This window comes from Deinococcus hopiensis KR-140 (assembly GCF_900176165.1).
Lineage (GTDB): Bacteria > Deinococcota > Deinococci > Deinococcales > Deinococcaceae > Deinococcus > Deinococcus hopiensis.
Map to the genome: position 1 here is coordinate 509,679 of NZ_FWWU01000009.1, position 13,028 is coordinate 522,706.

The 13,028-nt window shown below is 65.4% G+C and carries 11 protein-coding genes and 1 pseudogene; 9 read left to right on the forward strand and 3 right to left on the reverse strand.

The features are described from left to right. Positions 1-60 precede the first annotated feature (60 nt). Both B9A95_RS15980 and glmU read left to right on the forward strand, forming a co-directional pair. A complete protein-coding gene (locus tag B9A95_RS15980) occupies positions 61-996 on the forward strand; it encodes a prolipoprotein diacylglyceryl transferase (protein ID WP_084048216.1) in 936 nt (311 codons plus the stop codon). Between the two features lie 106 nt (positions 997-1,102). Continuing rightward, positions 1,103-2,551, forward strand: a complete 1,449-nt coding sequence (gene glmU, locus B9A95_RS15985) for a bifunctional UDP-N-acetylglucosamine diphosphorylase/glucosamine-1-phosphate N-acetyltransferase GlmU (protein ID WP_084048217.1) — start codon at positions 1,103-1,105, stop codon at positions 2,549-2,551. Between the two features lie 321 nt (positions 2,552-2,872). Here glmU and B9A95_RS15990 read toward each other — a convergent pair whose 3' ends face one another. Next, positions 2,873-4,255, reverse strand: a complete 1,383-nt coding sequence (locus tag B9A95_RS15990) for an MFS transporter (protein WP_084048218.1) — start codon at positions 4,253-4,255, stop codon at positions 2,873-2,875. Between the two features lie 83 nt (positions 4,256-4,338). On the opposite strand from B9A95_RS15990, the gene B9A95_RS15995 reads away from it, so the two are divergent. Next, on the forward strand, positions 4,339-4,746 hold the full coding sequence (locus B9A95_RS15995) for a GNAT family N-acetyltransferase (protein WP_170928672.1): 408 nt from the start codon (positions 4,339-4,341) through the stop codon (positions 4,744-4,746). Here B9A95_RS15995 and rnhA read toward each other — a convergent pair. Next, positions 4,733-5,293 (reverse strand): ribonuclease HI, encoded by a 561-nt coding sequence (gene rnhA, locus B9A95_RS16000; RefSeq protein WP_084048220.1) that lies wholly within the window; start codon positions 5,291-5,293, stop codon positions 4,733-4,735. The genes B9A95_RS15995 and rnhA overlap by 14 nt on opposite strands. A gap of 40 nt (positions 5,294-5,333) precedes the next feature. Here rnhA and B9A95_RS16005 point away from each other — a divergent pair, with 40 nt between their 5' ends. The 3 genes from B9A95_RS16005 to B9A95_RS16015 are packed head-to-tail and all read left to right on the forward strand — an operon-like array spanning position 5,334 to position 7,173. Then, positions 5,334-5,834 (forward strand): DUF4870 domain-containing protein, encoded by a 501-nt coding sequence (locus B9A95_RS16005; RefSeq protein ID WP_084048221.1) that lies wholly within the window; start codon positions 5,334-5,336, stop codon positions 5,832-5,834. A 10-nt stretch (positions 5,835-5,844) separates the two neighbouring features. After that, positions 5,845-6,417: an NADPH-dependent FMN reductase gene (locus B9A95_RS16010; protein ID WP_245808332.1), complete on the forward strand. Its 573-nt coding sequence runs from the start codon at positions 5,845-5,847 to the stop codon at positions 6,415-6,417. Between the two features lie 3 nt (positions 6,418-6,420). Next, on the forward strand, positions 6,421-7,173 hold the full coding sequence (locus tag B9A95_RS16015; protein ID WP_084048222.1) for a PIG-L deacetylase family protein: 753 nt from the start codon (positions 6,421-6,423) through the stop codon (positions 7,171-7,173). 465 nt (positions 7,174-7,638) lie between these two features. Here B9A95_RS16015 and B9A95_RS37195 read toward each other — a convergent pair. Further along, positions 7,639-8,019: pseudogene (locus B9A95_RS37195) on the reverse strand (DUF4384 domain-containing protein); the annotation flags it as partial. A 107-nt stretch (positions 8,020-8,126) separates the two neighbouring features. On the opposite strand from B9A95_RS37195, the gene B9A95_RS16025 reads away from it, so the two are divergent. The 3 genes from B9A95_RS16025 to zwf all read left to right on the forward strand — a co-directional run bounded on the left by B9A95_RS16025 (position 8,127) and on the right by zwf (position 12,958). Continuing rightward, the gene (locus tag B9A95_RS16025) at positions 8,127-8,669 is read left to right on the forward strand and encodes an SRPBCC family protein (RefSeq protein ID WP_084050770.1); all 543 of its coding nucleotides are present in this window, start codon (positions 8,127-8,129) and stop codon (positions 8,667-8,669) included. A 1,596-nt stretch (positions 8,670-10,265) separates the two neighbouring features. After that, positions 10,266-11,336, forward strand: coding sequence for a phosphogluconate dehydrogenase (NAD(+)-dependent, decarboxylating) (gene gnd / locus B9A95_RS16030; protein WP_084048223.1), 1,071 nt, complete (start codon positions 10,266-10,268; stop codon positions 11,334-11,336). Next, positions 11,333-12,958 carry a glucose-6-phosphate dehydrogenase gene (zwf, locus tag B9A95_RS16035; protein WP_084048224.1) on the forward strand — a complete coding sequence of 542 codons (1,626 nt, stop codon included), beginning with the start codon at positions 11,333-11,335 and terminating at the stop codon, positions 12,956-12,958. The genes gnd and zwf overlap by 4 nt, the downstream gene beginning before the upstream one ends. The last annotated feature ends 70 nt before the right edge of the window (positions 12,959-13,028 follow it).

Consider the following 13,028-nt stretch of genomic DNA (forward strand, 5'->3'; position numbering starts at 1 on the left):
ACCGGTTCAGGCATCCTGTCATCCACCTGTCCCCCAACGGGCTTACACTGCTCCCAAGCTATGGACCCTGTCTTCTTGAAAATCGGCAATTTCACGATTGCCTGGTACGGCGTGCTGATGACGCTGGGCATCGTCGCGGGCGTGTGGGTCGGCACGCGGCTGGCGCGGGCGCGCGGGCTGAACGTGGACCTGTTCGAGCGCATGATCATGTGGATGATCGTCTGGGGCTTTATTGGGGCGCGGGCGATGTTCGTGCTGACCTCGTGGCACCAGTTTGCGGACATTCCCTTTCCGCGAATTCTGCTCGACATCGTGAATATCCGCGCTGGGGGCATCTCGATTCACGGCGGGCTGCTGGGCGGCGTGCTGACGCTGATCTACTTCGCGCGGCGCCACAAGGTCAACTTCTACGAGTACGCGGACCTCGCCGTGCCGGGCGTGGCCTTCGGCATCATCGGCGGGCGGCTGGGCAACATCATGAACGGCACCGACACGGTGGGCCGCGTGACAGGCTGGCCCATCGGTTTTCACTGGCCTGCCTCGGCCCGCGCCTTCCACGAGGGCATGTGCGTCCGTAACCCCAACCCCGACATGGACCTGTCCAAGTACTGTCAGGACGTGGGCGGCCAGATCATGATGACGGCCCCGGTGCACTTTACGCAGATGTACGGCGTGATTATCGGGATCGTATTGTCCTTCGCCGCCTTTTACTGGCTGCGCTCGCGCAAACCCGGCTACGCCTTCTGGCAGTTCTGGCTGTGGTATTCGGTCCTGCGCGCGGGGCTTGAAGAGACCTTCCGCCTCAACCCCCTGCCCCTCAAGTCGTTCCTGAGCCAGGGCCTCGACAAGCCGGGCATCGGCCTGTGGACCGAGACGCACCTGATCTCCATTCCGCTGATCCTGGCGAGCCTGTGGATGCTAACGCGGCTGCGCCAGCGGGGAGAGGCAGCGGCGGTGCCGCCGCCGGTCACCCGTCGTCAGTCGCCAGAAGTTTGAATCTGGTTCCCGCCGCAGCGGCAGCTTCCCACACGGGGGCTGCCGCTTTTCGCTGACGGCCGAAAGCGGTCCGCTTTCCCTTACACTTGCCCCACAGGTGAAGAACATGACCCAAACCAACCGTCCCCTGGACGTCATCATTCTCGCGGCGGGGCAGGGCACCCGCATGAAATCCACTCTTCCCAAGGTGTTGCACCCCGTGGCGGGCCGCCCGATGGTGGCCTGGGCCGTCAAGGGCGCGCAGGGCCTCGGCGCGCGCAACGTCGTCGTCGTGACGGGGCACGGAGCTGAGCGGGTAGAGGCCACCCTGCAGGCCCCCGACGTGCGCTTTGCCCGGCAGCATCAGCAACTGGGCACCGGACACGCGTTTTTGTGCGGCGCCGAGGCCCTGGAGGGTGAGGGCGAAGCGGACGTGCTCGTGCTGTACGGGGACACGCCCCTGTTGAGAACGGAGACGCTGGGTGCGCTGATCGCGGACCACCGCGCCCAGGGCACGGCCCTGACCATCCTGACCGGCGAACTGCCCGACGCCACTGGCTACGGGCGGATCATTCGGGGACCCAGCGGCGAGGTGGAGCGCATCGTGGAGGAAAAGGCTGCCACGCCCGAGGAAAGGGCCGTGCGCGAATTCAACAGTGGCGTGTATGTGATGGACAGCCGCGCGCCCGAACTCGCCCGGCGCATCACCAACGAGAACGCAGCGGGCGAGTATTACCTGACGGACCTGCTGGCCCTGTACCGGGCCGAGGGAGACCCCGTACGCGCCTTTCAACTGGCGGATGCCGACGAGGTGATGGGGGCCAATGACCGCACCGGCCTGGCCGAAGCCGAGGCCATCTTGCGCCGCCGCATCAACACCGCCCATATGAAGGCGGGCGTGACCCTGCAAGACCCGGAGAGCGTGCGCATCGAGGACACCGTGACCCTGGGCCGCGACGTGACCGTGGAGCCGGGCGTCATCCTGCGCGGGGCGACGCAGGTGGCCGACGGCGTGACGCTGGGCGCGTACTCGGTGATCACCAGCAGCGTGCTTGGGGCGGGCGTCACGGTCAAGGCCCACAGCGTGCTGGAAGAGGCGTATGTCGGCGCAGGCAGTGACGTGGGCCCGTTCGCCCGCCTGCGCCCCGGCAGCGTGCTCGGTGAGGGCGTGCATATCGGCAACTTTGTGGAGACGAAAAACGCCCAGCTCTCGGCAGGAGTGAAGGCTGGGCACCTCGCTTACCTGGGCGACGTGGAGATCGGCGCGGAAACGAACGTGGGGGCCGGAACCATCGTCGCCAACTTCGACGGCGTGAACAAGCACCGCACGCAGGTGGGCGCGGGCGTGTTCATCGGCTCAAATTCCACCCTGATCGCCCCGCGCGTGGTGGGTGACGCCGCCTTTATCGCTGCCGGAAGTGCCGTCCACGAGGACGTACCGGAGGGAGCGCTGGCGGTGGCCCGGGGCAAGCAGCGCGTGCTGGAAGGCTGGTCCCGCCGTTACTGGGGCGGCATGCGCGAGAAGGTAGAGCGGAAGTTGCCGTGGCTGGCGGGCTGGTTGGCGCGGCAGGAGTGAAGCTGGTGGGAGACCGGGGAGACGCGAAGGGGAAGCGTCTCCCGCCTTCACGCTTGAACATTCGGTTCCTCGGGAACCAGCCGCCAGGGGCGCGCACCAACCCGTAAGGGCATCCGGGGCGTGATCCGCGATCAAGCCGCTTTCTGCTTCAGGCAGTGGCAACGCTCCGCCTCGGCGGAGGAACGCCAGGAACTGCTTGCAGCGCCTTCTTTTGGACCACCCCGACGTAAAGCTCCTGCGTGAGCCGCCGAAGGGCGGGTGCGGGCCGGTCTTCCGCAAGCGCTTGCCGGTCGTGCCGCACCGGCCGGTCTTCGGTCTCCATCAGTCGCTCGCCCCCACTGCTCCCACTGGCCTGCCGGCCAGCGGCTCTTCCACCCGGCGGATCACCGGATTGAGTAACTGGGCCGCCGCCAATCCCATCAGCAGCAGGCCGGACCACAGCAGGATGCCGCCCGCTGCGCAGCGGGCGGCGAGCAGGCCTGCCACCGCCGTGCTGACCGGCGAGGTGAACTGCGCGATCAGGCGGCGCACCGAAAAGACGCGCCCCTGCATCTGCGGGGGCACCTGCGCCTGCCAGATGGCCTGCGAGTGCGAATTCATCACGGGCGTCATCATCCCGCAGGCAGCCACCGCCACGCACACGGCAACGAGCGAACCGGCGGCCCCACTCGCCGCCTGCGCTGCGCCTGCCACAACCACAGGCACCAACACGCCCAGGACCCGCCGCCGCTTTAGCCCACCCCAGGTGCTGACCACCACGCCTCCCAGCACACCTCCCACACTGAAGGAGGTCCACAGCGCCGCCAGCGCCGCCTGCGCGGACAGCCCCAGTGCCCCGCCATTGGGCAGGAGAGCAAAGCGCACCAGGAGGGGATGCAGCACCTGGGTCCCGCTGAGCAGCAGGTTGACCACCGCGAAGGTGCCCAGCAGGTGCAGCAGCGGGGGCCGCGCAAAGATGTAGGTCCAGCCGAAACGCATGTCGGCCCAGACGGAGGGCTGGGGCTGCCCCGCCTCCAGGTCCGCGCGCGGCGGTGTGGAAATGGACAGCCGCCACACCACCAGCCCCGCGAGCAGGAACGAGCCCCCGTCCAGGGCAAAGGCGAAGGGCACGCCGTCACTTATCCGGCCGAGCCAGCCGGGCCCACCTCCCGAGCGGACCAGGGCGGGCAGGCCGATCAGCAGGGCGGCCAGGGCAGGGCTGAGCAGGCCCGACAGGCTCCAGACGGTCTGCATCATGCCGTTGGCGCGCGGCAGCTGGGTTTTTGGGACGAGGGCCGAATACCCCGTATCAAAGGCCGAACCGTGAAAGGCGCCGATGAGGCCCAGGGTGGCCGTGAAGCTCACCAGCCCCCAGATCGGTGGCGTGCCCAGCGTCACGAGCGCCAGCGCGGCCCCCATCGTCAGGGCGGAGAGCAGATCGCAGGTCAGCATCATCCGGCGGCGGTCCAGGCGGTCGGCAAGCGCTCCGGCCAGCGGCGCGCCCAGCAGCGCGGCGAAGGTCCAGCCCAGGGCCGTCAGCGAGAGGGCCGCCGCCAGTTCGGCCCGCTGGGCGCCGTGTGGAAAGCGCGTCTGCGTCAGGTAGATGTTCAGGGCAAAGCCGCTCACCCCACTGCCCAGCACGCTCAGCGCCTGCGAGCCCCACAACCACATAAAGGTGCGCCACCGCTGGCGCTCCGTGGGGGAGGCGTGGGCAGAGGCGGTCATGCTCCGCAGCGTAGGGCCGCCGGGGAGGCCAGACCATACGCCGGATGGCGGGGAGGGACGGGCGGGGCTGTACCTTCGGGCCCATGCTGACGGAACTGGAAGTCCTGCCGCCAGAGGTGGAGCGCCTGCTCGCCCGCGCGATGTTTCCCGATCCCGAGCGAATTCGCCGGTGCCTCGACGCTTACGGCGCTGTCCCTTCACGCCGCGCCTTCGTCTGGAAAGTGGACGAACGGCCCGTCAGCGCGGCGGGGGTGCAGCAAAGGGGCGAGGAAGTGGAGGTGCTGCACCTCGGCACGGCCCTGGGACAGGAAGGGAGGGGGTATGCCCGCGCGCTCCTCCACGCCCTGTTGACGGAACTGAAAGCGGCACGGCTGGTGGCCGAGACAGATGACGGCGCGGTGGACTTCTACCGCCGCGCCGGATTTGAGGTACGGGAGGCTCCGCCGAGGGGAGGGCGCCCCCGTTACCGCGTGACCCTCACCTGGTCCTGAGTTTCTTGCGTTCCTCCACGGCGAGTTTGTCCACCCGCTCGTTCTCGCCGTGTCCGTTGTGGCCGCGCACCCACACGAAAGTCAGGGCGTGAATCTTCGCCTGCCCGATCAGTTCCTCCCACAGGTCCTGATTTTTCACCGGTTCGCCGCCCGCCGTCTTCCAGCCGTTGCGCTGCCACTTCAGAATCCAGCCATCGGTAAAGGCCTTGCGCAGGTACTGGCTGTCGGTTACCACCCGGATCTGACAGGGCCGCTTGAGCACCTTGAGCCCCTCAAGCAGGCCGCGCAGCTCCATCCGGTTGTTGGTGGTGCCCTCCTCGTTGCCGCTCAGCACGAGTTCCTTGCCCCGGTAATTCAGGATGGTGGCCCAGCCGCCGTGCCCCGCCTGCGTGTCGCACGCCCCGTCGCTGTACAGCTCCACCTGCTCGCCCGCCACGGGGACCTCGGGCTGGATGCCAGCCTTGATGGGCAGCAGGTCGCGGACAGCGTCCTGCGCTTTCTTGGCGGGCGATTTTCTAAACTGCGCCTTCCCGCCGGACCTCGTCATAACCCCGGAACTGTAGGGAAGGTGGGCGCGTACTGTCAACATGACTGCCCCCGATCCGCGTTCCCCCCCCACCCACGCCTTGGAGCGGGGTACCGGTTTCATTCCTGAGCCTGAACGGACGCCCGCCCTGCTGATTCACCTGTCCCCACTGGCAGGTTTCTTGCTGCCGGGTTTGGGCAACGTGCTGGGGCCGCTCGCCGCGTGGCTGGCCTACCGGGACCGCTCGGCGGTGCTGGACCAGCAGGGCAAGGAGGCGCTGAACTTTCAACTTAGCGTGTGGCTGTATTCGTTCCTGATTGGACTGGTGTTTTTCGTGCTGTTCAGCCTGGGCCTGCTGGGGGGCGTGTTTGGGGCGGCGGCGGGACACCCGGACGCGGGGGCCTTCGCTATATTCGGCAGCTTGGCCGCCTTTTTCACCGTCTTTGTCCCCGTGAGCTTGGCGCTGTGGGCCTTTCCCCTGGTGCTGATGCTCCTCGCCGTGGTGCGCGTGAACCAGGGCCAGGGCTACCGTTATCCCCTCAGCTTCCGCTTCATCCGTTAGCCTGCGGGGCATGATGCGCTCCGTCCGCCTGCTGCTGATCTCGGGAAGCCTGCGGGCAGGCTCGGCGAACACGGCCCTGCTCCGTACGGCGCAGGCCGTGGCTCCGGCAGATGTGGAGGCCCTGGTCTACACCGGTCTGGCAGCGCTGCCCCACTTCAACCCGGACGACGACCGCGCGCCCCTCCATCCCGCCGTCGCGGCGTTGCGCTCCCAGGTGGGCCAGGCCGACGCCCTGCTGTTTTGCACGCCCGAGTACGCCGGGGCGCTCCCCGGGTCCTTCAAGAACCTGCTCGACTGGCTGGTGGGCGGCGAGGAAACGTACGGCAAGCCCGCCGCCTGGGTCAACGTCTCCAGCCCTGCCTCGCCCACAGGTGGACGTGACGCGCACGCTTCGCTGAGGAAGGTTCTGCGTTACGCCAGCTTGCCCACGGTAGAGGAGGCGTGTGTGCGGCTGCCCCTGACACGCGCAGATGTGGGTGAGGACGGCCTGCTGCTCGGTCCAGAGGTGAGGGCCTCCGTAGCCGGAGTGTTGCAAGTCCTCGCCGCGTATGTGCGGAGTGCCCGCTCAGCGCCTATCCTCTGAGCCATGCGAATCATGGCTGTGTTTGCCCACCCCGACGACGAGATCGGCTGCATTGGCACGCTGGCGAAGCACGCGGCGCGCGGCGACGAGGTGCTGCTGGTGTGGACCACACTGGGCGAACTCGCCTCCCAGTTTGGTGACGCGCCCCATGGGGAAGTCACGCGCGTGCGCCGCGAACATGGGGCCTGGGTGGCGAAACGCATCGGGGCAGGGTTCCACTTCTTCGACATGGGCGATAGCCGCATGACGGGTGGGCGCAGTGAAGCGCTGCAACTCGCGCGGCTGTACGCCCGCTTTCGCCCCAACGCGGTGATCACATGGAGCGACGATCATCCCCACCCGGACCACCGCATGACGGCCAAGATCGCCTTCGACGCGATTACGCTGGCCCGGATTCCCAAGATCGTCAACGAGGCGGGGAGCAGCGCGCCGATACCTCCGGCCCCCGATCTGGGCGACGCAGCCCCGGAAAGCGGTCAGGACGTGGCCCAGCTCGAAGCCTGGCGTGAACCCGTGCGGCTGTACCAGTACCACGCGCCTGCCAGTCCCTATCCGGAAATGTTTGTGGATACCACCGATACGGTTGACGTGGCCGCAGACGTGGCTGCCTACTACCAGGCGTTTTACAAGTGGGCCTGGACCCCAGAGCAGTACCGGGAGACACGCGCCCAGCTGGGCCGCCTCGCCGGAGTGAAGTTCGCCGAACGCTTCAACGTGCGCGGCAGCCACCTGCGGGCGCGGGAGTATCTGGATTGATTGGGAGAGGTGGGACGCGGGGAGGGGTGTTGCCCGCCGCGTCCCACCTCTCCCCTTACTTCCGGATGATCTTGACCCCGAAGGTGTGGCCCTTTTGCTGCACCTCCAAAGGGCGTTTCTGGACGCTCCACCACTGCGGCCGAAGACCCCAGAGGCATACGTTTGCCGTACCGTGATCTGGCCGTAGCCTTCTGCACGCAGGCGTTCACGGAATGCTCCATACACGCCCCGCAGGCTGCCCCGGCTCTCGAACACCGAGCGGTACGGGGCGCTGGTAAAGCCCACCTCCCGAATCTGGTAACGCGCCGTGTCGGTGGTCCAGCCTTCCGGCTGGAGGGGCGCGAGCAGCGTACTCAGGGCCGGTGTCAGTCCTGCCTCGCCCTGCACGTTGACGGCGGCAAACCCACCCAGGCCCTTGCGCGGCAGCGTCTGTTTGCCAAGGTCCAGGGGCACCAGGCTTGCCAGAACGAAGACCTTGTTCACGCCCACCGTCCCGGCCCAGGTAAACGGCGAGGGCTGGCCCTTGGGCGGAAGCGCCAGCGTGGTGTTCGCCTTTACGAAATTTCCGGTACTGGGCGTGAGGAGGCCGGCCTTGCCACCTGGGTCCACGTTGAAGAGGTACACGTAGGCGTCCTGATCGGCGTGGGTAGACAGTTCCAGCCGGTCTCGCAGGCCCTGTCCGCCCGGATCACGGTTGGTGCGGACGTTTCCTTCAGGAGGCTGGAGACCGGGTTGACGATAATGCTCTGCGCGCTGATGACTCGACCGGCTGAGGCGGAAGTGAGTAGACCCGCGGACATCAACGAAATGTAAGGAACAACCGTTTCCATGAGAAACACTTTGCAGTTGTAAGGTGACCTCGGCCTGACCGGAGCTGACGAAGCCATTGAGAAGTAGGGGTGGCGTGCGTCCTCCCCGCCGCCTACCTCCTCCGCGCTACAGTGGCCCCAGACATGTCCGAAGATATTCGCATTAAGCAGAGCATCGTGGTGCGCTCACGTCCGGACGTGCTGTACCGCCTCGCGCTGGAGCCCAAACGCCGGGTGCGCTGGGACCCCCACCTTGCCGTGGCCGAATACGAGGGCGGCGACGGACGGCTCGCCAACAACGTGCTGGTGCGCTTCAAGTTCACCCGGCGGCTGCTGGGCCTCGGCTTTACCGCCAAGTACGGCCAGTTGCAGGCCCCGCTGCGTGGCGGCTGGGAAAGTGTGCGGCACGTCGGCCCCCTCGAGAAACTGACGCAGGGCTGGGTGTTCAAGGCCATGCCGGGCGGCACCGAAGTGACCCTGACCCTAAACGCCCGCATCCGCTACCGCTGGATCAGGCAACCGCTGGAACGGGTGCTGAACAACATGGTCGTAACCACCCTGCTGGAGTTGCAGCGCCAGGTGGACGCGCCTGGGGCGCAACTCGTGGAGGACATGGGCCGCGAAATGGCGCAGAAGCAGAAAGAGGAGCAGAAGGCGGCGAAGAAGGCGGCCCGGGGCAAACGGTAGGAGCGCTTTCCGTCCCCTAGAGCCTTTCGCAACCATTTTTAAACCTAATACATGTTGCATGTATATTGCCCTGGCATCCTTTCTAACCATAACGACCAATCCCGTGTGTAACGTCTGCCTGCTGCGCATGTCCCTGGGTCGTCAAAAGATGAGGAAGCCGAATACTCAAGGAATTGAATCGGCAAGAGGTACAGATCCTACAGGGTAAAAAAAGGATGTGTAGGACTTTCTGAGAGGCGCAATCCTCATTCCGTGGGAAGTGGTTGCAAATGGAGTTTCCAATATGTTCGTCAATGCGAAAAAATCGGTGATGGTGGGAGCATGCAGGGTGAGAACAAGCAGCAGGTCTGAGAAAACCGCTTTCAGTAGCAGGAAGACTATACAAAGGTGATCTGGATGTGTAGAGAGCAAGACCTCAGTGGATTGAAGTCCTGAGGCGAAAACCTGCGTATTCTTCAAACTCAAACCCTACTCAATTCATTTCCGTGCTGCTCTTCTCCAGAGAGGAGGGGGAATATGATAAGGATCCCCGTTCACCAGTTGCGAGATAGCGGTCCAACTCCAGCAGGTCGAGCAGGAAAAACGGTAACGAGAAGCGTGGAAGCACCGAGGCAAAGCGGATGGGATGATCCGGAGACCGTTTGACTTGGCCTCTGCGGGTATACAGGACGGCTGCCCAGAACGAATAAGCCGTTGAAGAATTCTTGGACTATTTTCGGTACCTGCTCAACACAGCCTGATGGATCCGTTTGCCATCTTTGCTCTTTTTTATTCGGTTGTCCCATTTTTCACGGTCCACTTTTTAACCGATGTGATCTACCTCTATCTGTTCCAACTTTGGTGTGAAAGTTGTAGCTACTCGGCGTGAAATTCCTCCTCGTGCCGCCCGGTTCCACAGCACACAGGCCCATGGCGTCTTCCCCTTTGCTGTCACCAGGAAAGGACGCGTGTCCGTTGGGCCTTTGAGTTCTGTAGTCCAGCCTTTTCTGCTCACCGTCCACCGGTCATGCTGCAAGTGGACCACTGCTGACATCCTATGGGCACTTGCTGCCATCAAATGCAGGGCCAAGACTGCTGTGTTGCGGAGAATTAAAATGGATCCACCTTTCTCCACAGGTTCTTCGGCTCAAAGGGTTACGGCCCGGTACGAGAAGGAGAGTTGAGGAAAAACCACCGTAATTACTTGTCACGAAAATCACCCTCATGGTGAGTGGTTACTGAGAGTTTATATCTGCGGGCCTCCTGCACAACGTCCCTCGGGTCGTCACCGAGGTAATTCACAGCCTCTCTTGCTTTGCCTCGAGGGTTGGCGGTTCTGGCTCCGCTTGAGTTGAGGAGGCAATGGCTGCCCGTCAGCTCTTCAAATGTACCGGTGGGTCAGCGGCGGAAGTCTCTGGGACTTTGCCTCAAGGAGCGCAGGGAGAAGCGCCGCGTCTCCGGGGACCCGCCCCTGCCGAGACGAAGCGAGAACGGGCTGCGTCTAAACCTCCTCTTCAGAACGGATGGGGAACTGCGCGTATGATGCCGGGCAGAGCAGGTGCGGGGCCAGGGAAGCGCTTCCGCCTTCCCGGATTCCCCCTTACCAGGAGGTCACACATGAAAATCGGCATGATCGGGCTGGGCAAGATGGGCGGCAACATGGTGCTGCGCCTCACGCAGGGCGGGCAGACCGTGGTGGGCTTTGACCGCAACCCTGAGAACGTGGCGCTGGTGGAAGCTGGTGGGGCGCAGGGAGCCCGCACCATGGACGAGCTTGTCACAGCGCTGGGCGAGCCTGGGCAGCGGGCCGTATGGGTCATGGTGCCCGCCGGCGCCATTACCCAGAGCGTCATTGATGACCTCGCCGGACGCTTCTCACCGGGCGACATCATCATCGATGGGGGCAACTCCAACTTCAAAGACACCATGCGCCGGGCCGGGGCGCTGGCGGAAAAGGGGATTCACCTCGTGGACGTGGGCACCTCCGGAGGCATCTGGGGCCTCAAGGAGGGCTACGCGATGATGGTGGGCGGTCCGGAAGAAGCGGTGGAGCGGCTCCGCCCAGTGCTGGAGGTCCTCGCGCCCGCCGCTGACCGGGGCTGGGGCCGCATGGGGCCCTCGGGCAGCGGGCACTACGTCAAGATGGTGCACAACGGCATCGAGTACGGCATGATGCAGGCCTACGCCGAAGGCTTCGAGCTGATGAAGGCGCACGAGGGCTTCAACCTGGATATGGCCCAGATCGCCGAGTTGTGGCGGCACGGTTCGGTGGTGCGCTCATGGCTGCTCGACCTGACCGCAGAGGCGCTTAAAAACCAGGCTGACTTCTCGCAGCTCTCCGATTACGTGGCCGACTCGGGCGAGGGGCGCTGGACGATCATCGACTCCATCGAACTCGGGGTTCCCACGCCGGTGATCACGCTCGCCACGCAGATGCGCTTCCGCTCGCAGCAGGAGGTCAGCTACGCCGGGCAGATGCTTTCGGCCATGCGCCGCGCCTTTGGTGGGCACGCGGTCAAGACGTTGGAAGTCGGCAAGCAGGAGGGGCTGGTGCCCGAGGTGGAGCCTGGCCAGCACCCGAAGGTGGCCGCGCCGGAAAACATTCCCACCACCCAGGGCCAGGGCAACGGCACGCCTGCCGAACAGCTCGGCGAGACGGGGCAGCAGCGCGTGACGGGTGAGGTATGACCGGGGGGCGTAAGAAGAAGCCCGCCGGGCAAGACGGCGCGGGGCAGGCCGGACCCGAACAGGCCACCCGCAAGCCGCGCAAGACCCGCGCGCGTACGCCGGGGGCCGGAGCCGACGGTGAAAATCCCTTCCGTGCCCTGATGCGCCGCAACCGCGCTCCCGAACCCGCCACGCTGGTGATTTTCGGCGCGACCGGCGACCTTGCCCGTCGCAAGCTGCTGCCCGCCGTGTTCGGCCTGTGGCAGGACGGGCTGCTCGGGAGTGCTTTCAACATCGTCGGTGTGGGCCGTCAGGAGATGACGGACGAGGCGTTCAAGGACTTCGCCATCGAGGCCCTCAAGAGCAGTAAGGAAACGGACGCTCCCCAGCCGGGCAGCCTCGAGAAGTTCCGTGAACTGCTGTACTACGAGTTCGGCGACTTCGGTGGCGACGAGGTGTACAGCCTCGTGCAAAAGGAACTCGACCGGGCCGAAGAAGCGCACGGCGGACGCAAGAACGCCCTCTTTTACCTCTCCACCCCGCCCAGCCTCTTTGAGCCCATTTCCAATGGTCTAGGCCGCCTGGGGCTGGACGACGAGTCCGAGGGCTGGCGCCGCATCGTAATCGAGAAGCCCTTTGGCCGCGACCTGGAATCGGCGAGGCACCTCAATGACGCCATTCACAAGGTCTGGGACGAGTCGCAGGTCTACCGCATCGACCACTACCTCGGCAAGGAGACGGTGCAGAACCTGATGGCGATTCGCTTCGGCAACGCCATCTTCGAGCCACTGTGGAACCGGGGCTATGTGGACCACGTGCAGATCACGGCGAGCGAGGACCTGGGGCTGGAAGGCCGCGCCGGGTACTACGAGGAAGCCGGGGTGGTGCGCGATATGCTGCAAAACCACCTGATGCAGCTGTTTGCCCTCACGGCGATGGAAGCCCCCGCGGCCTTCGACGCCGACGCCATTCGCGACGAGAAGGTCAAGGTGCTGCGGGCGGTCAAGCCGATTCCGAAGGGCCGTGTCAAGCAGGTGGCCGTGCGAGGGCAGTACGGTTCCGGCACCATGTATGGCGAGCGGGTTCCCGGCTACCGCGAGGAACCCGGCGTGAGGGAAGGCAGCTCCACGCCCACCTACGTCGCCGTCAAGCTGGAGATCGACAACTGGCGCTGGCAGGGCGTGCCCTTTTACCTCCGCACAGGCAAGCGGCTGCCGAAAAAGGTCACCGAGATCGCCGTGGTCTTCAAGCGCCCGCCCCTGGGCATCTTCCCCGGTGGCCTGGAGCGCAACGTGCTCGCCTTCCGCATCCAGCCCGACGAGGGCGTGAGCCTGAAGTTCTCCTCCAAGACGCCCGGGCAGGAGATGGTGCTGCGCGAGGTGGTTATGGACTTCCGCTACGACGCCTTTGGCGCGCAGCTCGAAAGCCCATACTCCCGCCTGCTGCTCGACGCCCTGCTCGGCGACGCCACCCTCTTTCCCCGCGAGGACGAGGTGGACCACGCCTGGCAGATCGTATCTGGCATTCTCGAGGCCTGGGACGGTACGAAGGCCCCCGAGTTTCCCAACTACCCGGCGGGAACGTGGGGTCCGGACGCTGCAGACGAGTTGCTGGGTCCGGACCGGCGCTGGAGGCGGCTGTGAGGGGAGCCCTTGGCGTTTGGCCGTTGGCCGTCTGCCAGACCGCGCCCGCTCAAGGCCATCCCGGAGATGC

What these genes read in the sequence shown, in the direction of transcription:
- zwf (WP_084048224.1), top strand. Translation starts at nt 11,333, where the DNA reads ATGACCGGGGGGCGTAAGAAGAAGCCCGCCGGGCAAGACGGCGCGGGG.
- B9A95_RS15990 (WP_084048218.1), bottom strand. Translation starts at nt 4,255, where the DNA reads ATGACCGCCTCTGCCCACGCCTCCCCCACGGAGCGCCAGCGGTGGCGC.
- glmU (WP_084048217.1), top strand. Translation starts at nt 1,103, where the DNA reads ATGACCCAAACCAACCGTCCCCTGGACGTCATCATTCTCGCGGCGGGG.
- B9A95_RS16005 (WP_084048221.1), top strand. Translation starts at nt 5,334, where the DNA reads ATGACTGCCCCCGATCCGCGTTCCCCCCCCACCCACGCCTTGGAGCGG.
- B9A95_RS15980 (WP_084048216.1), top strand. Translation starts at nt 61, where the DNA reads ATGGACCCTGTCTTCTTGAAAATCGGCAATTTCACGATTGCCTGGTAC.
- B9A95_RS16025 (WP_084050770.1), top strand. Translation starts at nt 8,127, where the DNA reads ATGTCCGAAGATATTCGCATTAAGCAGAGCATCGTGGTGCGCTCACGT.
- B9A95_RS16010 (WP_245808332.1), top strand. Translation starts at nt 5,845, where the DNA reads ATGATGCGCTCCGTCCGCCTGCTGCTGATCTCGGGAAGCCTGCGGGCA.
- B9A95_RS16015 (WP_084048222.1), top strand. Translation starts at nt 6,421, where the DNA reads ATGCGAATCATGGCTGTGTTTGCCCACCCCGACGACGAGATCGGCTGC.
- gnd (WP_084048223.1), top strand. Translation starts at nt 10,266, where the DNA reads ATGAAAATCGGCATGATCGGGCTGGGCAAGATGGGCGGCAACATGGTG.
- rnhA (WP_084048220.1), bottom strand. Translation starts at nt 5,293, where the DNA reads ATGACGAGGTCCGGCGGGAAGGCGCAGTTTAGAAAATCGCCCGCCAAG.
- B9A95_RS15995 (WP_170928672.1), top strand. Translation starts at nt 4,339, where the DNA reads ATGCTGACGGAACTGGAAGTCCTGCCGCCAGAGGTGGAGCGCCTGCTC.